Origin of the sequence: Pseudomonas migulae (assembly GCF_043225285.1) — a bacterium.
GTDB lineage: Bacteria > Pseudomonadota > Gammaproteobacteria > Pseudomonadales > Pseudomonadaceae > Aquipseudomonas > Aquipseudomonas migulae_C.
Window position 1 is genome coordinate 2367246 of sequence record NZ_CP171224.1, and the last position, 23160, is coordinate 2390405.

The 23160-nt window shown below is 61.4% G+C and carries 21 protein-coding genes; 15 read left to right on the forward strand and 6 right to left on the reverse strand.

Annotated features, from left to right (window positions below):
* The first annotated feature begins 380 nt into the window (after window positions 1-380).
* From ACF6ZU_RS10975 to ACF6ZU_RS10995, 5 genes are read left to right on the forward strand one after another with little or no spacing between them, the layout of a single operon-like run.
* On the forward strand, window positions 381-1736 hold the full coding sequence (locus tag ACF6ZU_RS10975; protein WP_392892284.1) for a M16 family metallopeptidase: 1356 nt from the start codon (window positions 381-383) through the stop codon (window positions 1734-1736).
* Window positions 1729-3219 carry a M16 family metallopeptidase gene (locus ACF6ZU_RS10980; protein ID WP_392892286.1) on the forward strand — a complete coding sequence of 497 codons (1491 nt, stop codon included), beginning with the start codon at window positions 1729-1731 and terminating at the stop codon, window positions 3217-3219. The genes ACF6ZU_RS10975 and ACF6ZU_RS10980 overlap by 8 nt, the downstream gene beginning before the upstream one ends.
* On the forward strand, window positions 3219-3830 hold the full coding sequence (gene rsmD / locus ACF6ZU_RS10985) for a 16S rRNA (guanine(966)-N(2))-methyltransferase RsmD (protein ID WP_392892287.1): 612 nt from the start codon (window positions 3219-3221) through the stop codon (window positions 3828-3830). The genes ACF6ZU_RS10980 and rsmD overlap by 1 nt, the downstream gene beginning before the upstream one ends.
* 55 nt (window positions 3831-3885) lie before the next feature.
* On the forward strand, window positions 3886-4899 hold the full coding sequence (locus ACF6ZU_RS10990) for a hydrolase (RefSeq protein WP_392892289.1): 1014 nt from the start codon (window positions 3886-3888) through the stop codon (window positions 4897-4899).
* Window positions 4889-5728, forward strand: coding sequence for an AraC family ligand binding domain-containing protein (locus ACF6ZU_RS10995; RefSeq protein ID WP_392892291.1), 840 nt, complete (start codon window positions 4889-4891; stop codon window positions 5726-5728). Before ACF6ZU_RS10990 ends, ACF6ZU_RS10995 begins: the two co-directional genes overlap by 11 nt.
* A 121-nt stretch (window positions 5729-5849) precedes the next feature.
* Here the strand turns inward: ACF6ZU_RS10995 and ACF6ZU_RS11000 are convergent, their stop codons facing one another.
* Complete coding sequence (locus ACF6ZU_RS11000; protein WP_392892293.1) at window positions 5850-6704, reverse strand: sulfurtransferase; 855 nt, start codon at window positions 6702-6704, stop codon at window positions 5850-5852.
* Window positions 6705-6736: 32 nt separating this feature from the next.
* Entirely contained in the window at window positions 6737-7408 is a 672-nt protein-coding gene (locus ACF6ZU_RS11005; RefSeq protein ID WP_392892294.1) for a TetR/AcrR family transcriptional regulator, read from the reverse strand.
* A gap of 146 nt (window positions 7409-7554) precedes the next feature.
* On the opposite strand from ACF6ZU_RS11005, the gene ACF6ZU_RS11010 reads away from it, so the two are divergent.
* The 5 genes from ACF6ZU_RS11010 (at window position 7555) to ACF6ZU_RS11030 (ending at window position 12311) form a co-directional block, all read left to right on the forward strand.
* Entirely contained in the window at window positions 7555-8985 is a 1431-nt protein-coding gene (locus tag ACF6ZU_RS11010; RefSeq protein ID WP_392892296.1) for a coniferyl aldehyde dehydrogenase, read from the forward strand.
* A 27-nt stretch (window positions 8986-9012) separates the two neighbouring features.
* Complete coding sequence (locus ACF6ZU_RS11015) at window positions 9013-9558, forward strand: twin-arginine translocation pathway signal protein (RefSeq protein WP_392892298.1); 546 nt, start codon at window positions 9013-9015, stop codon at window positions 9556-9558.
* 132 nt (window positions 9559-9690) lie between these two features.
* Window positions 9691-11286 carry a GMC family oxidoreductase N-terminal domain-containing protein gene (locus ACF6ZU_RS11020; RefSeq protein ID WP_392892300.1) on the forward strand — a complete coding sequence of 532 codons (1596 nt, stop codon included), beginning with the start codon at window positions 9691-9693 and terminating at the stop codon, window positions 11284-11286.
* Between the two features lie 115 nt (window positions 11287-11401).
* A complete protein-coding gene (gene coaD, locus ACF6ZU_RS11025; protein ID WP_045059801.1) occupies window positions 11402-11881 on the forward strand; it encodes a pantetheine-phosphate adenylyltransferase in 480 nt (159 codons plus the stop codon).
* A 178-nt stretch (window positions 11882-12059) separates the two neighbouring features.
* On the forward strand, window positions 12060-12311 hold the full coding sequence (locus ACF6ZU_RS11030; protein ID WP_038358877.1) for a YfhL family 4Fe-4S dicluster ferredoxin: 252 nt from the start codon (window positions 12060-12062) through the stop codon (window positions 12309-12311).
* Between the two features lie 134 nt (window positions 12312-12445).
* Here the strand turns inward: ACF6ZU_RS11030 and ACF6ZU_RS11035 are convergent, their stop codons facing one another.
* From ACF6ZU_RS11035 to ACF6ZU_RS11045, 3 genes are read right to left on the reverse strand one after another with little or no spacing between them, the layout of a single operon-like run.
* Complete coding sequence (locus tag ACF6ZU_RS11035; protein WP_392892303.1) at window positions 12446-12769, reverse strand: multidrug transporter; 324 nt, start codon at window positions 12767-12769, stop codon at window positions 12446-12448.
* Window positions 12770-12823: 54 nt separating this feature from the next.
* Window positions 12824-13636, reverse strand: coding sequence for a bifunctional DNA-formamidopyrimidine glycosylase/DNA-(apurinic or apyrimidinic site) lyase (gene mutM, locus ACF6ZU_RS11040; protein WP_392892304.1), 813 nt, complete (start codon window positions 13634-13636; stop codon window positions 12824-12826).
* Window positions 13637-13663: 27 nt separating this feature from the next.
* Complete coding sequence (locus ACF6ZU_RS11045; RefSeq protein WP_392893776.1) at window positions 13664-14479, reverse strand: HDOD domain-containing protein; 816 nt, start codon at window positions 14477-14479, stop codon at window positions 13664-13666.
* 313 nt (window positions 14480-14792) lie between these two features.
* Here ACF6ZU_RS11045 and ACF6ZU_RS11050 point away from each other — a divergent pair, with 313 nt between their 5' ends.
* The 4 genes from ACF6ZU_RS11050 (at window position 14793) to ilvD (ending at window position 20258) form a co-directional block, all read left to right on the forward strand.
* Window positions 14793-15989 (forward strand): class I SAM-dependent rRNA methyltransferase, encoded by a 1197-nt coding sequence (locus tag ACF6ZU_RS11050; protein ID WP_392892306.1) that lies wholly within the window; start codon window positions 14793-14795, stop codon window positions 15987-15989.
* Between the two features lie 205 nt (window positions 15990-16194).
* The gene (locus ACF6ZU_RS11055; RefSeq protein ID WP_392892307.1) at window positions 16195-17418 is read left to right on the forward strand and encodes an MFS transporter; all 1224 of its coding nucleotides are present in this window, start codon (window positions 16195-16197) and stop codon (window positions 17416-17418) included.
* 153 nt (window positions 17419-17571) lie between these two features.
* Window positions 17572-18030 carry a transposase gene (locus ACF6ZU_RS11060; protein WP_392893778.1) on the forward strand — a complete coding sequence of 153 codons (459 nt, stop codon included), beginning with the start codon at window positions 17572-17574 and terminating at the stop codon, window positions 18028-18030.
* Between the two features lie 386 nt (window positions 18031-18416).
* Window positions 18417-20258, forward strand: a complete 1842-nt coding sequence (gene ilvD / locus ACF6ZU_RS11065) for a dihydroxy-acid dehydratase (RefSeq protein ID WP_392892308.1) — start codon at window positions 18417-18419, stop codon at window positions 20256-20258.
* A gap of 202 nt (window positions 20259-20460) precedes the next feature.
* Here the strand turns inward: ilvD and ACF6ZU_RS11070 are convergent, their stop codons facing one another.
* Window positions 20461-21516 (reverse strand): haloacid dehalogenase-like hydrolase, encoded by a 1056-nt coding sequence (locus ACF6ZU_RS11070; protein WP_392892310.1) that lies wholly within the window; start codon window positions 21514-21516, stop codon window positions 20461-20463.
* A 241-nt stretch (window positions 21517-21757) separates the two neighbouring features.
* Here ACF6ZU_RS11070 and ACF6ZU_RS11075 point away from each other — a divergent pair, with 241 nt between their 5' ends.
* Window positions 21758-23149, forward strand: a complete 1392-nt coding sequence (locus ACF6ZU_RS11075; RefSeq protein WP_392892312.1) for an L-cystine transporter — start codon at window positions 21758-21760, stop codon at window positions 23147-23149.
* Window positions 23150-23160 lie beyond the last annotated feature (11 nt).

Genomic DNA, 23160 nt, shown 5'->3' on the forward strand with positions numbered 1-23160 from the left:
GCTGACCGATCAAAGGCCTGATAGGCGTGGCCGCCAGTAAAACGGATCAGTATCCTAGGGCGTGTCATCAATCATTACCAGTACCGCGTGGCCGCCTGAAAACGGGCCAGGCAAGGCGCAGGCCGCCGGGAATGTGCTTTCCTTCCCAAGGACTGCAACGCAGCATGGCCCGTTTTCAGGCGCCACCCGGAGGGCCGGGCCTGATAGTGCGCAGGGCTGCGTTGCTCGGAGTTTATTTGGAATGACCAAACTACACTCCTCGCGCCTTGCCCTGCGCACTATCAGGCTCCGGCGCGGTACTGGTAATGATTGATGACACGCCCTACCTCTCGCCCGCTGACGCTAAGAACAAGCGGGCAGCCCCAAAGGTTTAAAAACGAATGAATGCTCTAGCCCGCCGCGCTGCAGGCCTGCTGCTCAGCACAGTTTGCCTGCCACTTTCAGCCTTGGCTGCCGATCCGCAACCCACCCACGAATTCACCCTCGACAACGGCCTGAAGGTCGTCGTGCGCGAAGACCATCGTGCGCCAGTGGTGGTTTCCCAGGTCTGGTACAAGGTTGGCTCCAGCTACGAAACGCCGGGCCAGACCGGTCTGTCCCACGCCCTGGAACACATGATGTTCAAGGGCAGCGAGAAAGTCGGCCCCGGCGAAGCTTCGCTGATCCTGCGCGACCTCGGCGCCGAAGAGAACGCCTTCACCAGCGACGACTTCACCGCTTATTACCAGGTGCTGGCCCGCGACCGCCTGGGCGTGGCCTTCGAGCTGGAAGCCGACCGCATGGCCAGCCTGCGCCTGCCGGCCGACGAGTTCGCCCGTGAAATTGAAGTGATTAAAGAAGAACGTCGTCTGCGCACCGACGACAAGCCGATGTCCAAGGCCTACGAGCGCTTCAAGGCCATGGCCTACCCGGCCAGCGGTTACCACACCCCGACCATCGGCTGGATGGCGGACCTGGACCGCATGAAAGTCGAAGAGCTGCGTCACTGGTACCAATCCTGGTACGTGCCGAACAACGCCACGCTGGTGGTGGTCGGCGACGTGACCCCGGACGAGGTCAAAGCCCTGGCCCAACGCTACTTCGGCCCGATCGCCAAGCGTGACGTGCCACCGGCAAAAATCCCGATGGAACTGGCCGAGCCCGGCGAACGGCAAATCACCCTGCACGTGCAGACGCAATTGCCGAGCCTGATGCTGGGCTTCAACGTGCCGAGCATCGCCACTGCTGAAGACAAGCGTTCGGTCCACGCGCTGCGCCTGATCTCGGCCCTGCTCGACGGCGGCTACAGCGGACGCATCCCGACACAACTGGAGCGCGGCGAAGAGCTGGTCTCCGGCGGCTCGTCGAGCTACGACGCCTACACCCGCGGCGACAGCCTGTTCACCTTGTCTGCCACGCCGAACAGCCAGAAAAACAAAACCATGGAGCAGGCTGAAGCCGGCCTGTGGAAGTTGCTCGAACAACTGAAAACCACCGCGCCGTCCGCCGAAGAGCTCGAGCGTGTGCGGGCGCAAGTGATCGCCGGTCTGGTCTACGAGCGCGACTCGATCACCAGCCAGGCCACCGCCATCGGCCAACTGGAAACGGTCGGCCTGTCGTGGAAGCTGATGGACACCGAGCTGGCCGAGCTGGAAAGCGTCACCCCTGAAGACATCCAGAAAGCCGCCAAGCTGTATTTCACCCGCGAACGTCTCAGCGTCGCCCATGTCCTGCCACTGGAGACGACTCATGAGTGAGCGTAAAAAACCACGTCTGGCCCTGATCGGCCTGATCGCTGTTGCCCTGATCGGCTCGGCTGCCTTCTATTTCTCGAAGACCGACGATTCCGTTGCCAGCGAAGCCCTCGACAAAGCCAAGTCCAGCCAGAAGCTGCAATCGCTGGCCGAACTCGACGGCAAGGCACCGAGCCGCCGCACGCTCAACGTGCAGACCTGGAGCACCGCCGAAGGCGCCAAGGTGTTGTTCGTCGAAGCCCGCGAGCTGCCGATGTTCGACATGCGCCTGATCTTCGCCGCCGGCAGCAGCCAGGACGGCGATGCGCCGGGCCTGGCCGTGCTGACCAACGCCATGCTTAATGAAGGGGTGGCCGGCAAAGATGTCGGCGCCATCGCTCAGGGCTTTGAAGGCCTGGGTGCCGATTTCGGCAACGGCGCGTTCAAGGACATGGCCCTCGCCTCGTTGCGCAGCCTCAGTGCCGCGGACAAGCGTGAACCGGCTTTGAAGCTGTTCTCCGACGTCGTCGGCAAACCGACCTTCCCGGCCGATTCGTTTGCCCGCATCAAGAACCAGATGCTTGCCGGCTTCGAATACCAGAAACAGAACCCGGGCAAACTGGCCAGTATCGAACTGATGAACCGCTTGTACGGCGATCATCCTTACGCGCACGCCAGCGATGGCACGGCGAAAACCATTCCAGCCATTACCCTCGACCAGCTGAAGGCGTTCCATGAGAAAGCCTACGCCGCCGGCAACGTGGTGATTGCGCTGGTGGGCGACCTGTCCCGTGCCGAAGCCGAAGCGATTGCCACTCAGGTTTCCAGCGCGCTGCCAAAAGGCCCGGCGCTGGCGAAGCTGGCGCAACCGGTCGAACCGAAAGCCAGCATCGGCCACATCGAGTTCCCATCGAAGCAGACCAACCTGATGCTCGCGCAACTGGGCATCGACCGTGACGATCCGGACTACGCAGCCCTGTCCATGGGCAACCAGATCCTCGGCGGCGGTGGCTTCGGCACCCGTTTGATGAGCGAAGTGCGCGAGAAGCGCGGCCTGACCTATGGCGTGTATTCGGGCTTCACCCCGATGCAGGCGCGCGGCCCGTTCATGATCAACCTGCAAACCCGCGCCGAAATGAGCGAAGGCACGCTGAAACTGGTGCAGGACGTTCTCGCCGACTACCTTAAAACCGGTCCGACCGAGAAAGAACTCGACGACGCCAAGCGTGAACTGGCCGGCAGCTTCCCGCTGTCCACCGCCAGCAACGCCGACATCGTCGGTCAGCTCGGCGCGATGGGTTTCTACAACCTGCCGTTGAGCTATCTGGAGGACTTCATGCAACAGTCCCAGAGCCTGACCGTCGAGCAGGTCAAAGCCGCACTGAACAAACACCTGAGCACGGACAAAATGGTCATCGTCAGCGCTGGCCCGACCGTGCCGCAAAAGCCGTTACCGGCCCCTACTGATAAACCTGCCGAGCAACCGCTCGGGGTTCCGGAGCATTAATGGCCACTCGTCCAAAAAAACCTGTTCACAACGTGCACAACGGCGTGAACCAACTGCGCATCATCGGCGGTGAATGGGGCAGCCGGAAGCTGAGCTTCCCGGATGCGCCCGGCCTGCGTCCGACCCCGGACCGGGTACGCGAAACCCTGTTCAACTGGCTCGCGCCGTATGTGCCCGGGGCCAAGGTGTTCGACCCGTTCGCCGGCAGCGGCGCGCTGTTTCTCGAAGCCTTGTCCCGTGGCGCGGCGATGGGCCAGGCACTGGATGCAAGCAACATCGCGGTCTCCAGCATCAAGGAACATCTGGGCACGCTGCGTTGCACCACCGGCCAGGTTCAAACCGCCGACGCGCTGCGTTATCTGGAAACCCAGCCCGCAATCGCCTACGACCTGGTGTTCCTCGACCCGCCGTTCAACCAGAACCTGTTGCCGGCCGTGTGCACCCTGCTCGAAGAGCGCCAGTGGCTGGCCGACGACGCCTGGGTCTACACCGAAAGCGAAACCGCCCCTTCGACGCTCGGCTTGCCAGGCAACTGGCGCCTGCACCGCGAGCAGAAATCCGGGCGCGTCTACTACTCGTTGTGGCAACGTATGGCAGAGATCGCCGGTTAACCGACCGGCCTGAAAAGGTGCGCACAGGTTGCGCACCGCTGCATCGAGAGCAATCGTGTCCCTTCCGTCAGAACGTTTCATTCCCGCCTTCGGCCTCGGCAACCCGCACTTGCAGACCTTGTGGGGACCGCTCTGGCGCAAAACCACGCACATCGAACGCGAGCGCGAACGCTTGTGGCTTGAGGATGGCGACTTTCTCGACCTCGACTGGCACGGCCCGCACAACGCCGACACGCCGCTGGTGCTGGTGTTGCACGGTTTGACCGGCTCTTCCAACTCGCCTTATGTGGCCGGTGTGCAAAAGGCGTTGGGCGAACAGGGCTGGGCCAGCGTCGCGCTGAACTGGCGCGGTTGTTCCGGGGAACCGAACCTGTTGCCGCGCAGCTACCATTCCGGCGCCAGTGAAGACCTCGCCGAAACCATCAGGCACCTGCGGGCCAAGCGTCCGTTGGCGCCGCTGTACGCGGTCGGTTATTCCCTGGGCGGCAACGTGCTGCTCAAACATCTGGGCGAAACCGGCAGCGACAGTGGCGTGCTCGGTGCCGTGGCGGTGTCGGTGCCATTCCGACTCGACCAATGCGCCGACCGCATCGGCCAAGGGTTCTCGAAGGTGTACCAGGCGCACTTCATGCGCGAGATGGTCGCCTACATCAAGAACAAGCAGCGGCAGTTCCAGCATGACGGCCGCGAGGATGGCCTGGCGAAACTGGCGGCCCTGGGTTCCCTGGAAAACATGCGCACCTTCTGGGACTTCGATGGCCGGGTCACTGCGCCGCTGCACGGTTTCACCGATGCACAGGATTATTATCGCCGCGCTTCGAGCCGCTACTTTCTCGGAGAGATTCGCACTCCGACGCTGATCATCCAGGCCGCCGACGATCCGTTCGTGTTCCCCCACAGCCTGCCGCAAGCCGAGGAGTTGTCCGCCACGACCCAGTTCGAGCTGCAAGCGAGGGGTGGGCATGTCGGCTTCGTCGATGGCTCGTTCCGGCAACCGGGTTATTACCTGGAGCGGCGTATCCCGCAATGGCTGGCCAACGCAGGTCGCGAGTCGGTCGATGGACGCTGATCAGGGCGAGTCGATCCGGTTCTGGCAAACGCCGCCGTTGGCCGGGGTCGAGTTGTTGTCCGCGCGCTACATCGAACACCGTTTCGCTCCCCATGTGCATGACGGCTTCGTGATCGGCATGATCATGGCCGGCGCCCAGCGTTACCGTTATCGCGGCGCCGAGCACCTGGCGGGCAGCGGCACTTTGGTGCTGATCAACCCCGATGAATTGCACACCGGCCACAAGGGCACGGAAGACGGCTGGCTGTACCGGGCGTTTTATCCAGACAGCGAGCAGATTCTCTCGCTGTTGCGCGAACTGGAATTGCCGACCGACAGCCTGCCGGCATTCGGCGCCACGCTCTATCGCGATCCGGACCTGGTGAAGGGGTTCTGCCAACTGCATCGCCTGCTGGAAAATCAGTCGACCGCGTTGCAACAGCAAACGGCGTGGCGGGAAATGATGCTGTCGTTGCTGCAACGTCACGCGGCCGTCCCGGACGCCGGCAAACCCGGCAAGGAGCACCGGGCGGTGACCCTGGCCAAGGAACTGCTGCAAGCGCAATTGGCCGCGCCGCCGTCGCTGGAAGAACTCGCGGCTGCAGTGAACCTGTCGCCCTTCCACTTCGCCCGGGTATTCCGCCGCGCCACCGGCATGCCGCCGCACACCTGGCTGATGCAGCAGCGCATCGCTCGGGCGCGGGGGTTGTTGCAGAGTGGCTGTTTGCCGCTGGAAGTGGCGACGCAACTGGGCTTTGCCGACCAGAGTCACCTGAGCCGGCAGTTCAAGCAGGTTTACGGGGTTGGGCCGGGCACCTATCGCAGAGCCCGGCAGTTAACGGGATATTGATAGCGATGAAGATCCAAATGTAGGAGTGAGCCTGCTCGCGATAGCGGAGTGTCAGCCGACGAAGAGGTGGACTGATACGCCGCTATCGCCAGCAAGCCGGCTCCTACACAGGGGATCGTGTTTATTCGCCGGTGGCGATGGCTCGCGCGGGGTCGGTAATCCACTCGCTCCACGAGCCGGCGTACAACGAGCCCAACGGATAACCGGCGAGGCAGAGGGCGAACAGGTTATGGCACGCCGTCACGCCCGAACCGCAATACGCCACCAGCTCAGTCGGCGAGCGATCGCCCAGTTTCACCGCGAACCGCTGCTTGAGTTGATCGGCCGGCAGGAAACGCCCGTCGCTGCCCAGATTGTCGGTGAACGCCGCGCATTGTGCGCCGGGAATGTGCCCCGCAACCGGATCGATCGGTTCCACTTCGCCCTTGAACCGCGGCAAGGCACGGGCATCGAGCAAGGTCAGCGCGGGTTGGCCGATGCGCTGCTGAAGCTGTTCGGCGCTCAAGATCAGCGCGTTGTCTGGCGTCCCGTTGAACGTACCGCGCTCGATGTGCGGCGCATCCAGGCTCAGCGGCAAACCCGCCGCATGCCAGGCCTTGAGCCCGCCATCGAGGATCGACACGCCTTCACGCTTGCCCAGCCAGGCCAGCAACCACCAAGCCCGCGCCGCAAAGGCACCGGGGCCGTCGTCATACAAAACCACTTCGCTGTCGGCATTGACGCCCCAGGCTTGCAGACGCTCGTTCAGGTCTTCTGGCTTGGGCAACGGATGACGCCCGGTCACACCCTTGACCACAGGCCCGCTCAAATCACGCTCAAGATCGGCAAAACTCGACCCGGCGATATGCCCTTCGGCATAGCTGCGCTGGCCGTAATCCGGGTCTTCGAGGGCAAAACGACAATCCAGAATCACCAGCCCCGGCTGATCCTTTTTCAGGTCCAGTGCTTGCGGGCTGATCAGTTGCGCGATGGGCATAACGGGCTCCAGTGATTAGGCGATGTCTGATCCTACTGCACTTCTTCCAGGGCTTGCGCCAACGGCACGTAAAACTCCTCGAACAAGGCGTTGACCTCATCGCGGGACTGATCCGTGACAAACCCGGCCTCCAGCACCAGCACCTGGTAAACCCCGCGCTTGATCGCCTGTTCGCTCAGGTGATTGGAGTTCTCGCGCGTGGTGCACAGGAAGCGCACCCAGGAGGTCAGGATGATCCAGGCATTGATCGTCAGGGATTCGATTTGCACCCGGTCCATCTTCAGGATGCCGGCCTCGACGAAGCCTTTGTAGATCGCCGTGCCCTGGATCACGCAACGTTGGGAAAAACGCCGGTAACGCGCGGCCAGTTCCGGATCGCTGTCGAGCAAGTGCTCGAGATCACGGTGCAGAAACCGGTAGCGCCACATGGCCGCCAGCAGTTCCTTGAGGTAGTAACGCTTGTCTTCGACCGTGGCGGCGCGCCCCTGGGGCGGGCGCAGGAAGCTGTCCACCAGGCTTTCGTACTCACTGAACAACACGGCGATGATCGCCTGCTTGTTGGGGAAGTGGTAGTACAGGTTGCCCGGGGAAATTTCCATGTGGGCAGCAATGTGGTTGGTGCTGATGCTGCGCTCGCCCTGCTGGTTGAACAGCTCCAGGCTGTTCTGCACGATGCGCTCGCTGGTTTTGATCCGTGGGGCCATGGCTTGAGCTTTAATTCAGAGTGCGTTGAGCGGCATCTTACGACCTATCCGCGGGTGGATAAAACAAAGCTGCGCCAGGATGTGATTTGACTTTATAGAGCATAGACTCTAAAAAGCTCTTCATTACAATAAATCCGGAGATGACCATGACTGCTGAAATTGCCTACCTGCAAAACCTGCAGCAGCCACTGGACGAGCTCCAAACCCGGTTCGACGCCCAGCGCGCCGCCTATGCCGCGAACCCGATGCCGCCCGCCGCGCAGCGCCAGCAATGGCTCAAAGCGCTGCGCGACCTGTTGAGCACCGAGCGCCAGGCATTGATCGATGCCATCAGCCAGGACTTCAGCCACCGCAGCGCCGATGAAACCCTGCTCGCAGAACTGATGCCGAGCCTGCACGGCATTCACTACGCCCGCCAACACCTCGCCGGCTGGATGAAGCCTTCGCGGCGCAAGGTCGGCGTGGCGTTCCAGCCCGCTTCGGCCAAAGTGGTGTATCAGCCGCTGGGCGTGGTCGGGGTGATCGTGCCGTGGAATTACCCGTTGTACCTGGCCATCGGCCCCTTGGTCGGCGCGTTGTCGGCGGGTAATCGGGTGATGCTCAAACTCAGCGAATCTACGCCCGCCACCGGGCTGCTGCTCAAGGAATTGCTGGGCCGGATCTTTCCCGAAGACCTGGTCTGCGTGGTGCTCGGCGAAGCCGATATCGGCGTGGCGTTTTCCAGACTGCGTTTCGATCACCTGCTGTTCACCGGCGCCACCAGCATCGGCAAGCATGTGATGCGTGCGGCGGCCGAGAACCTGACGCCGGTGACACTGGAACTGGGCGGCAAGTCCCCGGCGATCGTGTCCCAGGATGTGCCGCTGAAGGATGCCGCCGAGCGCATCGCTTTCGGCAAGACGCTCAACGCCGGACAAACCTGCGTGGCCCCGGACTACGTGCTGGTGCCGGAAGACCGCGTGGGTTCTTTCGTCGAAGCCTATCGCCAGGCGGTTCGCGGATTTTATCCGACCCTGGCCGACAACCCGGACTACACCGCGATCATCAACGACCGACAACTGACCCGGCTCAGCGGCTACATCAGCGACGCCACCAGCAAAGGCGCGCTGCTGATTCCGCTGTTCGACCAGGGCCAGGGCCGGCGCATGAGCCATAGCCTGCTGCTCAATGTCACCGACGAGATGATGGTGATGCAGGACGAAATCTTCGGTCCTCTGCTGCCGATAGTCCCGTACAAGAATCTGGATGAGGCCTTTGCCTACATCAATCAGCGACCTCGCCCGCTGGCGCTGTATTACTTCGGCTACGACAAGCGCGAACAGCAGCGCGTGCTGCACGAAACCCATTCCGGCGGCGTGTGCCTGAACGACACCTTGCTGCACGTGGCCCAGGACGATATGCCGTTCGGTGGCATCGGCGCTTCAGGCATGGGCCATTACCACGGCCACGAAGGTTTCCTGACGTTCAGCAAGGCCAAGGGCGTGTTGGTCAAACAGCGTTTCAACGCGGCGAAACTGATCTACCCGCCGTACGGCACTGCCATCCAGAAACTGATCCAGAAACTGTTTATCCGCTAACGATCATCCTTCCGGGTAATAACAATAATGAGCCCAGGCCTGACCGATACACCCGCGCTGTCACGGCGCGGCTTGCTTAAATTCAGCCTCGGGGCGAGCGCATTCTTGGCCACGGCCGGGTTGGGCGCGAGCCTCAGCGGCTGCTCGTCGAGCATTCCGGCCAACGGTTTTGCGGCATTGCGTGGCGGTGACCTGCTGTTTTTGCGGGCGCTGGTGCCGGTGATGCTCGAGGGCGCCGTGGCCCTCGAGAAAATGCCGGACGCTGTCGAGGGCACCCTGAAATGCCTGGATAACGCCCTTGATCACTTGTCGCCGGAAATGCTCAAGCTGACCCGGCAGTTGTTTGATGTGCTGGGAATGGCCGTGACCCGAGGGCCTTTGACCGGGATCTGGGGTAGCTGGGAAAACGCCAGCGCCGAGGCGATCAGGGATTTTCTGCATCGCTGGGAAAACAGCTCGTTGGGCCTGTTGCGCATGGGCCACAGCTCGTTGCAGCAGATGGTGATGATGGCGTGGTACAGCCGGCGGGAATCGTGGGTGCATTGCGGGTATCCCGGGCCGCCGACCGTCTGAGACCGGGTCGCCCCCTTCGCGAGCAGGCTCGCTCCTACAGGGATCGCGTTCCCCTGTAGGAGCGAGCCTGCTCGCGATGGCGTCAGCCGCATCACCACTGCATCCAGACCATAACAATAAGAGACCCCGAATATGCCCGTACCCGACCCGTTCCGCGAAGGCATGGCCCGAGGCTGGAAAACCTACAACGGCGCAGAACTGACCGACGACCTGACCCTCGAAGCCGACGTGGCGATCATCGGCAGCGGCGCAGGCGGCGGTACCACCGCGGAAATCCTCAGCGCCGCCGGCTACAAGGTGTTGCTGATAGAAGAAGGCCCGCTCAAGACCAGCAGCGACTTCAAGATGCTCGAAGACCAGGCCTACACCAGCCTCTACCAGGAAGGCATCGGCCGCATGAGCAAGGACGGCGCGATCACCATTCTCCAGGGCCGCGCGGTGGGCGGCACCACGCTGATCAACTGGACATCGAGCTTTCGCACTCCGGACCCGACCCTCGAACACTGGGCGAAAGAACACAACGTCAAAGGCCACAGCCCGGCGGACATGGCGCCCTGGTTCGAGCAAATGGAACAACGCCTGGGCGTCGCGCCCTGGAGGGTTCCGCCCAACGCCAACAACGACGTGATTCGCAAGGGCTGCGAGCAGCTCGGCTACAGCTGGCACGTCATCCCGCGCAACGTGCGCGGTTGCTGGAACCTGGGCTACTGCGGCATGGGCTGCCCGACCAACGCCAAGCAATCGATGATGGTCACGACGATCCCGGCGACCCTGGAAAAGGGTGGCGAGTTGCTTTACCTGGTCCGCGCGGAGCAACTGCTGATCAAGGACGGCAAGGTCACGGGCTTGCAGTGCGTGGCAATGGACGAGCGTTGCGTCGCGCCCACGGGCAAGTCGATCACGGTCAAGGCGCGGCATTACGTGCTGGCCGGCGGCGGCATCAACAGCCCCGCCCTGCTCCTGCGCTCCGACGCGCCGGACCCGCACAAGCGCCTGGGAAAACGGACGTTCCTGCACCTGGTGAACATGTCTGCCGGGCTGTTCGATGAAGTGATCAATCCGTTTTACGGCGCGCCGCAGTCGATTTATTCCGACCATTTCCAATGGCAGGACGGCGCCACCGGCAAGATGTCCTACAAACTCGAAGTCCCCCCGCTGCACCCGGCGCTGGCGGCCACCCTGCTCGGCGGTTACGGCAAGGACAACGCGCAACACATGGAAAACCTGCCCCACACCCACGCCATGCTGGCGTTGCTGCGGGACGGTTTTCACCCCGACAGCCCCGGCGGCAGCGTCGAGTTGCGCGGCGACAACACGCCGGTGCTCGACTACCAGGTTTCACCCTATGCCTGGGATGGATTGCGCCGCGCGTTCCACAGCATGGCCGAGATCCAGTTCGCCGGTGGCGCCAGCGCCGTCATGCCGATGCACGCCGACGCGCGTTATGTGAAAACCCTGGCCGAAGCGCGCACGCTGATCGACGGTTTGAGCCTTGAGCTGTACCGCACGCGCCTGGGCAGTGCCCATGTGATGGGCGGTTGCGCCATGGGCGAGGACCCGACACTCGCGGTGACCGACAGCCTGGGCCGCCATCATCAACTGGCCAATCTGTCGATCCACGACGGTTCGCTGTTCCCCACCAGCATTGGTGCCAACCCGCAATTGTCGGTCTACGGGCTGACGGCGCAACTGGCGACTTCACTGGCCGAACGTTTGAAAAACCCATGAAAAGAGCGAATATTCCTATCGTCTATAGTGCTTTCTTACCCAACAGGCGACTTGGCCGACCGGGAAGGCTGCGATACCATCCGACTCCCCAACGGACTCCCGCCAGGACGACGCGATGAACCGAGTGTTGTACCCAGGTACCTTCGACCCTATTACCAAGGGCCATGGCGACTTGGTCGAACGCGCCTCGCGCCTGTTCGATCATGTGATCATCGCCGTTGCCGCCAGCCCGAAGAAAAACCCGTTGTTTCCCCTGGAACAACGTGTGGAACTGGCCCGCGAGGTCACTAAACATCTGCCGAACGTAGAAGTCGTCGGCTTCTCGACGCTGTTGGCGCATTTCGCCAAAGAGAAGAACGCCAACGTGTTCCTGCGTGGTTTGCGCGCGGTGTCGGACTTCGAATACGAATTCCAGCTGGCCAACATGAACCGCCAGCTGGCGCCGGATGTGGAAAGCCTGTTTCTTACGCCATCCGAGCGTTATTCGTTCATTTCTTCGACGCTGGTCCGTGAAATCGCGGCGTTGGGCGGCGATATCACCAAGTTCGTCCACCCCGCGGTGGCGGACGCCCTCACCGAACGCTTCAAGAAATAACGCAGAACTTGTAGGAGCCAGCTTGCTGGCGATGGACGTTAACGGTGACGTGGGCAGCCTGAATAAACGCGGCGCCCTCTCGTTCATCGCCAGCAAGCTGGCTCCTACAGTGCCAATGCGGCACAATTGCGCGCATTGGTTTATTGCGCCCGGGCCTGTCGCCTTGGCTGGAGTTAGCATGTCCCTGATCATCACCGACGATTGCATCAACTGCGACGTCTGCGAACCCGAGTGCCCGAACGCCGCCATTTCCCAGGGCGAAGAGATCTACGTGATCGACCCGAACCTGTGCACACAGTGTGTCGGCCACTACGACGAACCTCAGTGCCAGCAAGTCTGCCCGGTGGATTGCATTCCACTGGACGAGGCGCATCCGGAGACTGAAGAACAGTTGATGGAGAAGTACCGGATCATTACCGGCAAGGCTTGAACCAGATAGTTTTGTAGCGTTTATGTGGGCCTCTTCGCCGGCAAGCCGGTCTCGCTCCCACATTGGAATGTATTCCGCTGTGGGAGCGAGCCTGCTCGCGAAAGGCCATCAGCCACACTGAAGATCTTTCTGGCTCACTCCCGCTGCTCAAACCCCTCCCCGATACACCCCAGACACCGCACGAACGCCGCTTTCGCCGGGTCAACCACCAGCGCCTGCCCCGCATCGCCGACATTGCCGCCCAGCGCGGTAAACGGCAGCGACACCACAAACGCCCCCGCGCCGATCACCGTGGCCGCGACCAGCAAGGGTCGGGCAATCAGCAAATCACCGAGCATGGCGTACGCCGGGGGATTCTGGATGGTGTAGCGCGGGTCGCCGCTGCCGGTGTTTGCCGCCAGCGCTGACGTACCGACACTCAGCAGCAAAACGACGGCAAGGGTTCGAAACAGGTTCATGGCGCGGTCCTTCGACTAGGCAGTAAGAACACTGACTATAGACCGTAGGACGTGTCAGCTCTGGCAGCGTGGGCAGAAGACACTGGCGCGTTGCCCGAGCTTGACCTCTCGCAGCTCCGTTCCGCAGACCTTGCACGGCTCGCTGCCGCGGCCATACACGAACAATTCCTGCTGGAAATAACCGGGCTGGCCGTCACCACCGATGAAGTCACGCAATGTGGTGCCGCCGCGCTCGATAGCGGCCGCCAAAATCCGTTTGATCTCGATCGCCAGCTTCAGGTAACGCGCCCGGGAGATGCTTTTGGCCTCGCGGCGCGGGTCGATCCCGGCGGCAAACAGCGCTTCGGTCGCGTAGATATTGCCGACGCCGACCACCACGGCGTTGTCCATGATGAACGGCTTGACCGCCATCGAACGCCCGCGGGACTGCTGGAACAGACGCTCGCCGTCGAACAGGTCGGTCAACGGCTCCGGCCCCAGGCGAATCAACAATTCGTGGTTGAGCGGGTCGAGGCTCCAAAGCATCGCGCCAAAGCGGCGCGGGTCCGTGTAACGCAGGGCCAGGCCCGACTCGAGCTCGATATCCACATGCTCATGCTTGGCTGCCGGCATGCCGACCTCCACCAGGCGCAGGTTGCCCGACATGCCCAGATGGCTGATCAGCGTGCCCACTTCGGCATTGATCAACAGGTACTTGGCGCGGCGTTCCACCAGCACAATCCGCTGGCCGGAGAGGCGCACATCCAGGTCTTCGGGAATCGGCCAGCGCAGGCGGCGGTCACGCACGATCACCCGGCTGACGCGCTGGCCTTCCAGGTGCGGCGCAATCCCGCGGCGGGTGGTTTCGACTTCCGGCAGTTCAGGCATGGCGCTCTCGAATCAGGCTCTCGATGCTCAGCGGTGAGCGCCGAGGTCGCGAATCGTTTGTTTGAGGGTTTCGAAGTCGTAATCCGACAGGCCGACGTAATCCAGCACCAACGCGGAAATGCTGTTCCATTCGTGGTCCTCGTTCTGGTTGCCCAGTACCCGGTAGGACGCGCAGATGTGCTCGGCCATTTTCAGGATCGCCAGCAGGTTTTTCAGCTGGCTGTTGCGCGAGGACTCATCGCTGAAAATCGCCAGCGCATTGTGGTGATTGGCGATCGCAGCACTGACATGCTCCGGCAGGCGCCAGGATTTGGCCGTGTAGTAACCGACCACCGCATGGTTGGTATTGAACACCCGATTCTCGGTGTCCACCACCCGGCACTCGGCGCTCGCATTGGCGTAAGCCTCTTCGAGTGTCGTCATGTAGGCGGGGAAACGCTGCAACATCAGCGGCACGCCGCAGTCATGGAACAGACCGAGGGCATACGCTTCATCGCCGGCCTGGACACCGATGCGCTTGGCCAGGCTCAGGCAGGTCATTGCTACGTCCTGGGCGGTGTCCCAGAAACGGTTCAGGGTGACGATGGTGTCATCGTTCATTTCACCCTTGATCGACTGGGCGTTGATCAGGTTGATGATCGAGCGGCTGCCCAGCAGGTTCACCGCGCGCTGGATCGAGGTGATCTTGTTGGTCAGCCCGTAATACGGCGAGTTGACGATTTTCAACAAAGAGCCAGAAAGGCCCGGGTCCTGGGAGATCAGCTTGGCGATCGTCTCCAGATCCGGGTCGGGCATGTACTGCTCCATCTGCAGATCCACCATGATCTGCGGTTGCGCCGGCACGCTGATGCCTTGCAGGGACTGTTGGATCTGTTCGGTGGTCAGCTCTTGGGACATAAGTACACACTCTTGGACAGGCGCCGATTCTAACCTTTATAAAGTTGGATCCGACAGGCCGGCAGTTACATCGGTGGAAGTTTCATTATCGGCGCAGCATTCAAAATCGCCTTCGCGAGCAGGCTCACTCCTACATTTGGAATGCATTCCCCTGTGGGAGTGAGCCTGCTCGCGATGGCGTCATCAGTGTTTCATCGCCTTCAAACCCGCCACCACACTCAACACGCTATACTCCCGCTCTTTTTTCCGGAGCGACGTCATGTCCCTGCCTAGCCTGCGCCTCAAAGCCAACGCCGACCGTCGCCTGCGAAACGGCCACCTGTGGGTCTACAGCAACGAAATCGACGTGGCCGCCACCCCGTTGCACGGCTTCAAGGCCGGTGACCAGGCGATCCTCGAAGCCGCCGGCGGCAAGCTGCTGGGCATCGTCGCCATGAGCCCGAACAACCTGATCTGCGCCCGCCTGCTGTCGCGCGACATCAAGTTGCCGCTGGACAAGTCGCTGCTGGTGCACCGCCTGAACGTCGCCCTGTCCCTGCGCGATCGCCTGTTCGACAAGCCGTTCTACCGCCTGGTCTACGGCGATTCCGACCTGCTGCCGGGCCTGGTGGTCGACCGTTTCGGCGACATCCTCGTGGTGCAGATCGCTTCGGCGACCATGGAAGCGCATAAAGACGACGTGATCGCAGCGCTGACCCAAGTGCTCAAGCCAAGCGGCATCCTGTTCAAGAACGACTCTGCCGCCCGTGACGCCGAAGGCCTCAACCGCTACGTCGAAACCGTGTTCGGCCTGGTGCCGGAGTGGGTCGCGCTGGAAGAGAACGGCGTGAAATTCGAAGCCCCGGTCATCCAAGGCCAAAAAACCGGCTGGTTCTACGACCACCGCATGAACCGCGCACGCCTGGCCCCGTACGCCAAAGGCAAACGCGTCCTCGACCTTTACAGCTACATCGGCGGCTGGGGCGTGCAAGCCGCAGCGTTCGGCGCCAGTGAAGTGTTCTGCGTCGATGCCTCGTCCTTCGCCCTCGACGGCGTCGAGCGCAATGCCGCGCTGAACGGTTTCGCCGAAAAAATAACCTGCCTTGAAGGCGACGTATTCGAAGCGCTGAAAGAACTGAAAGCCAACGAAGAGCGTTTCGACGTGATCGTGGCCGACCCGCCGGCGTTCATCAAACGCAAGAAAGACATGAAAAACGGCGAAGGCGCCTACCGCCGCCTGAACGAGCAAGCCATGCGCCTGCTCAGCAAGGACGGCATCCTGATCAGCGCATCCTGCTCGATGCACCTGCCGGAAGACGACCTGCAGAACATCCTGCTCACCAGCGCCCGCCACCTGGACCGCAACATCCAGATGCTCGAACGCGGCGGCCAGGGCCCGGACCATCCGGTGCACCCGGCGATTGCTGAAACCCGCTACATCAAGAGCATCACCTGCCGGTTGCTGCCAAACAGCTAACACCGCAAAACCCTTGTAGGAGCGAGCCTGCTCGCGATGGTCGCCAACGATAACGCTGGCTGCCTGATACCCGCGTAGCCTGCTCGTTTATCGCGAGCAGGCTCGCTCCTACAATAGATTCGGAACAGTCCTGCACCTTCCGCATTGACTTCCCTCCTCATCAAGCCAACCCTCGATCACCCCTCACGGATCGAGAGTGTTGTTGATGCCCCCTTCCCCACACGCCGCGAAAAAATCGTCGCTCGTCCTGCTTTTGATGACGATGACGTTACTGGGTGTTTTCCCGCTGGACGTGGTGCTCCCGTCCTTTCCCGCGCTCTCTGATTACTTCCTGACCTCAGCTTCCGACATAGCCTTATCCGTCAGCCTGTTCGCCATTGGCCTCGGGCTATCCGTGGTGTTGGTCGGACCGCTGTCGGATTTGTGGGGGCGTAAAACCCTTTTGCTGACGGGCATCGGCATCTCGATCGTCGGTGCAACGGGCTGCCTGATTGCCAGCGAATACGGCTGGTTCCTGGTGTTTCGCGTCATTCAGGCCGTGGGTTGTGGCGCTTTCGTACTGTCGCAGGCTCTGATTCAGGATCTGTTCGTCGGCAAGGAACAGGAACGGATGAGGATCTGGATGACCACCGGCGGCGGAGTGTTCATTTCCCTATCTCCGCTGCTTGGAACCTGGTTGCAGATGCATCTGGATTGGCAGGGCAGCTTCTATGTCTACATCGCGCTGGCCGTCATCGTCTGGATCAAGGCCGGCGTCTTGCTCAGGAACCATCCACGCAGTCGCAATCCTTCGCCAGGGCATTTTTTCAGCGCCTACTGGCGGCTCTGCTCCGATCTACGCTTCATGGGTTACTGGCTGATTTCAGCGCTGGCCTTTGCCTGCCATTTTTCGTTCATCGTCATTTCGCCAATCATTTTCATGGAGCGCCTCGCCCTCTCGCCTTACGAGTTCGCCTGGGCATTGTTGCTGTATGGCGTGGCATATGTAATCGGCGGAATAGTCGCCAGCGCTCTGCATCGGCGGTTGCCGGCCCATTCACAGATAGTGATCGGCCTCGGCCTGATCGCATTGTCGGGACTGGTCATGCTGTGGCTGGCAAATCAGTTCGGGCTCACTGCCGCGGCCGTGCTGATCCCCATGCTCATCTGCACCGCCGGCACCACCATTGCCAGGCCTGTCGCCAACTCCAAAGCCATGACCCTCCATCCACAGGATGCGGGCACGTCCTCCTCGGTCGGCGGCGTGATGATCTTCCTGTGCGGCGGCGTGATCAGCGTGGTGATCAACGTCGCATCCGAAGACCTGGTCACGGCCCTTTCCTTGTGCTTCCTGACCTTGAGCGTCGCAGGTCTTGGTTTGAATGCATTAATCATGCGCCGGACGCCCTCCTGTAGGAGCGAGCTTGCTCGCGATGGTCGCCAACGATAACGCTGGCAGCCTGACACCCCGCGTAACCTATTCGTTTTTCGCGAGCGAGCTCGCTCCTACAGGTCCGTGACATATTCGGAACTATTGTTGCAACGACAACTGCCGATTCCGCACCTACCGTTTCTAATTCACATCAAAGAAGAGGACAACGGAATGTCCAAACCCCCACACGCTCATCGCTTGCGCGCGGGCCGTCACTCTGAACCTGGCCGAGCCTATCTTTTGACCGCTGTTACCCATGAGAGGCAGCCCATCTTCAAGGACTGGCGCATGGGTCGGTTAGCGGTGAGCGAGTTCAGGAGAGCTGAAGAAGAGGGTAATGCCAGCTCCTTGGCCTGGGTCGTAATGCCTGACCACATCCATTGGTTGGTTGAACTGCATAACGGTGATTTGCCGAAACTTATGCAAGTCACTAAATCCCGCTGTGCACGACTCATCAATCAGCAACGAGGATTTTCGGCTCCCGTATGGCAAAAGGGTTACTTCGACCGCGCGCTGCGTCGCGAAGATGACCTGAGAGCGATGGCTCGTTACATCGTTGCCAATCCCTTGCGAGCCAGGCTGGTCGAACACATCGGCGATTATCCGTTGTGGGATGCCATCTGGATCTGACGCCCCGCCCTGTAGGAGCGAGCTTGCTCCGGGCGGCGTTCCGACGAAAAACGTCAACGATAACGCTGGCAACCTGGAGCTCCGCGGCACCCTCAGGTTTTTCGCGAGCGAGCTCGCTCCTACAGTAGGCTGCGTTGTTTGTGCGTCCGCACGTCTCGTAAGCGCTATCTCCATACAGCCCGGCATTCCCTCCAGCCGCCAGCCGTGTAGAATCGCGACATTCATCGCCAGTCATCCCCCGGCGGGTTTATGAGCTCAAGCTGAAGCGCGCGGCGATCCCGCAAAGTTATCGGCAACTTCCGGACACACGGCCATTTCTGAGTGTTCCAGACGTCAATAGAAGCTCACTTCCCTTTTGATACCTGATTAGCCGCCCGGAGTGCTTCATGCCTGATTACCGCTCGAAAACATCCACCCACGGCCGCAACATGGCCGGTGCCCGCGCACTGTGGCGCGCCACGGGGATGAAAGATGACGACTTCAAAAAGCCGATCATCGCCATTGCCAACTCGTTCACCCAGTTCGTACCGGGCCACGTCCACCTCAAGGACCTTGGCCAGCTGGTCGCCCGTGAAATCGAACGCGCCGGTGGCGTGGCAAAAGAATTCAACACCATCGCGGTCGACGACGGCATCGCCATGGGCCACGACGGCATGCTGTATTCGCTGCCGAGCCGCGAGATCATCGCCGACTCCGTCGAGTACATGGTCAACGCCCACTGTGCCGACGCCATTGTCTGCATCTCCAACTGCGACAAGATCACCCCCGGCATGCTGATGGCTGCCCTGCGCCTGAACATCCCGGTGATCTTCGTCTCCGGCGGCCCGATGGAAGCCGGCAAGACCAAACTGGCCAGCCACGGTCTCGACCTGGTCGACGCCATGGTGATCGCCGCCGACTCCAGCGCTTCTGACGAGAAGGTTGCCGAGTACGAGCGCAGCGCCTGCCCGACCTGCGGTTCGTGCTCCGGCATGTTCACCGCCAACTCGATGAACTGCCTGGTTGAAGCCCTGGGCCTGGCCTTGCCGGGCAACGGTTCGACCCTCGCGACCCACAGCGACCGCGAGCAGCTGTTCCTGCAGGCCGGCCGCACCATCGTCGAGCTGTGCAAGCGTTACTACGGCGAGAACGACGAGTCGGTTCTGCCGCGCAACATCGCCAACTTCAAGGCGTTCGAAAACGCCATGACCCTGGACATCGCCATGGGCGGTTCCACCAACACCATCCTGCACTTGCTGGCCGCCGCCCAGGAAGCCGAGATCGATTTCGACCTGCGCGACATCGACCGTCTTTCCCGTCACGTGCCGCAACTGTGCAAAGTCGCGCCGAACATCCAGAAGTACCACATGGAAGACGTGCACCGCGCCGGCGGGATCTTCAGCATCCTCGGTTCGCTGGCCCGTGGCGGCCTGCTGCACACCGAACTGCCGACCGTGCACAGCAAGACGTTGGCCGAAGGCATCGCCAAGTGGGACATCACCCAGACCGACGACGAAGCGGTGCATCACTTCTTCAAGGCCGGTCCGGCGGGCATCCCGACGCAAACCGCATTCAGCCAGTCGACCCGTTGGGAAACCCTCGACGACGACCGTGAAAACGGCTGCATCCGCAGTGTCGAGCACGCCTACTCGAAAGAAGGCGGCCTGGCCGTTCTCTACGGCAACATCGCGCTGGACGGCTGCGTGGTGAAAACCGCCGGCGTCGACGAGTCGATCCACGTGTTCGAAGGCAACGCGAAGATCTTCGAAAGCCAGGACAGCGCCGTGCGCGGCATCCTCGCCGACGAAGTGAAGGCCGGCGACATCGTGATCATCCGTTACGAAGGCCCGAAAGGCGGCCCGGGCATGCAGGAAATGCTGTACCCGACGTCGTACCTGAAATCCAAAGGCCTGGGCAAAGCCTGCGCCCTGCTTACCGACGGCCGTTTCTCCGGCGGCACTTCGGGTCTGTCCATCGGCCACGCTTCGCCGGAAGCGGCAGCGGGCGGCGCGATTGGCCTGGTGCAGGACGGCGACAAAGTGCTGATCGACATTCCGAACCGCTCGATCAACCTGTTGGTCAGCGATGAAGAACTGGCCGGCCGCCGCGCCGAACAGGATCAGAAAGGCTGGAAGCCTGTGGAAAAACGTCCACGCAAGGTGACCACCGCACTGAAGGCCTACGCCCTGCTGGCGACCAGCGCCGACAAAGGTGCCGTGCGCAACAAGGCGATGCTTGACGGGCTGTAAGCGTCAGTCGCAACAATAAAAATGCCCCGCCAAGTGCGGGGCATTTTTTTGGACAGTGCTCGGTCAACTGTAGGAGCGAGCCTGCTCGCGATGGTCGTTAACGATGACGCGGGTTGTCTGACTTAACGCGTCATCGTTCACGTCCATCGCGAGCAGGCTCGCTCCTACAGGGGATTGCGGCGATCGCTGATCCAATTCGCGGTTACTGGATTTCTTCAGGCTTCACGATCACCCAGTTCTTGTCCGCCGTCACCGGCAACCCTTCCTTGGCCTGGGCCGCGGCGTGCTTGGCCATCATGCCGTTGATCTGGGTCATGTACTTGTCTTTGCGGTTGACCCACAGGTGGATGCCGCCCTTGGCCACGTCGACATCGTGGAACAGCATGTAGCCGTCGCTGGTCGGGGTGTCGCCGCCGACGAGGACCGGTTTTTTCCACTCATCGATGTAGGTCAGGATCGCCGCGTGCTTGCCGGCCATCCAGGTTGCGGGGGTCCAGAGGTACGGGGTCAGTTCAAGGCCGAGGTTGGCCTTCTCGTCATACTTGCCGGCGGTGATCTGCTTGCGCGCGGTGGTCAGCTCGCCGGTCTTGCGGTCCTTGAGCATCGTGGTCACGCCGATCACGTTCTGCGGTTTGACGTTGTAGCCATACTTCGGATCGGCCGCAACCATGCGCACCAGCTCTTCGGAAGCGGCAGTCATCACGTAGACCTCGATGCCGTTCTCCATCAGCTTGTTGTAGAGCTCTTTCTGGCCGGTGAAGATTTTCGGCGGGTTGACGTCGAGGTTCTTGACCACGTCGCCCTCGTAATACGTGGCCGGCACCGGTTTGCCGGAAGCCATCAGCTCGTCGACATAGCCCTTCAGCTCCTGCAGCGTGAACCCGGAGAACACCTGGGCGACCCACGGGTAGCAAACCATGTCGTCGATTTCGCAGAGTCGGTAGTAGTAGCTGAACAGGCTTTCCTTGTGGTCGGCGGTGTCCTTGAACGGAATCAGTTTCAGGGAGGGATCGAGTTTGTCGCGGGTGATCAGGCCTTTGTTCTCCATGAACGGCAGCAACGACTCTTCGAGGTCGTAGCGGTAACTGGTGTTGTCCATGTCGAACACCGCGTAGTTACCCTTGTTGGCGTTGGCCGCGATCATCGCGTCCAGCGCCTTGGCCTGATCGGCTGGCCAGTGTTTCAAATCCGTAGCGAAGGCCTGGCCGGCGAGGCCAATGCAGAGTGCGGCGAGCAGAAATTTCGGTGCGAACTTCATCGATAGATCTCCCTGAATGAAAGACATCGACGCTAACAAATCAGTGTGACAGTCCTCGTCTGTCAGCGACTGCCAACGTACCTATCGCGCCAGCTGCATCCCTGTAAGCGACATCGGCTTATTCCAAAAACGACAGTCAACCAACTTTTTTGATATTAATTCATTGAAAATCAAGCTGTTAGGCTTGCCGGTTCGCAGCTGCCCCGGAAGGTGGCTGGCACAAGTCACTTTCGGAGTCCTTATGAATCTGCCGCTGATTCTCAATCTGCTGGTGTTCCTCGCCCTGCTCTTCGGCTTGGCGCAAACCCGCCATACGACGTGGAGCCTGGCAAAAAAAGTTCTGCTCGCGCTGGTTCTGGGCGTGGCGTTCGGTGTTGCCTTACACACGATTTACGGTGCCGGCAACCCGGTACTGAAAGCCTCGATCGGCTGGTTCGATCTGGTGGGTAACGGTTACGTGCAGTTGCTGCAAATGATCGTGATCCCGCTGGTGTTCGCCTCGATCCTCAGCGCCGTGGCCCGCCTGCACAACGCGTCGTCCCTAGGCAAGATCAGCTTCCTGACCATCGGCACGTTGCTGTTCACCACCGCCATTGCGGCGCTGATCGGGATCGGCCTAACCAACCTGTTCGGCCTGACCGCTGAAGGGCTGGTCGCCGGCACCCAGGAAATGGCCCGTCTGCAAACCATTCAGACCGACTACGCGGGCAAGGTCGCCGACCTGAATGTGCCGCAGTTGCTGCTGTCGTTCATCCCGCAAAACCCGTTCGCCGACCTTGCGCGAGCGAAGCCGACCTCGATCATCAGCGTGGTGATTTTCGCCGCGTTCCTCGGCGTCGCCGCGCTGCAACTGCTGAAGGACGATGTCGAGAAAGGTCAGAAAGTGATCAACGCCATCGACACCCTGCAAGCCTGGGTGATGCGCCTGGTGCGTCTGGTGATGAAGCTGACCCCGTATGGCGTGCTGGCGCTGATGACCAAAGTGGTCGCCGCCTCCAACCTGCAAGACATCATCAAGCTCGGCAGTTTTGTCGTGGTGTCCTACATCGGCCTGGGCCTGATGTTTGTGGTCCATGGCGTACTGGTGTCGGCGGCCGGGATCAACCCGCTGCGGTTCTTCCGCAAGATCTGGCCGGTGCTGACGTTTGCCTTCACCAGCCGTTCGAGCGCGGCGACCATTCCGTTGAGCATCGAAGCGCAGACCAGCCGACTGGGCATTCCGCAATCCGTTGCCAGTTTCGCCGCGTCGTTCGGCGCGACCATTGGCCAGAACGGTTGCGCCGGCCTGTACCCGGCGATGTTGGCAGTGATGGTGGCGCCGACCGTGGGCATCAACCCGCTGGACCCGCTGTGGATCGCGACGCTGGTGGCGATTGTGACCCTGAGTTCGGCCGGTGTGGCCGGCGTGGGCGGTGGCGCGACGTTCGCGGCGCTGATCGTACTGCCGGCGATGGGCTTGCCGGTGTCATTGGTGGCGTTGCTGATTTCGGTCGAGCCGCTAATTGATATGGGGCGTACGGCGTTGAACGTCAGCGGTTCGATCACGGCCGGGGCGATTACCAGCCAGATCATGCAGCAGACCGATAAAACGCTGCTGGAGGCGGATGAGCATTCGGAGTTGGCGCACGCTTAAGTAGCGCCTGT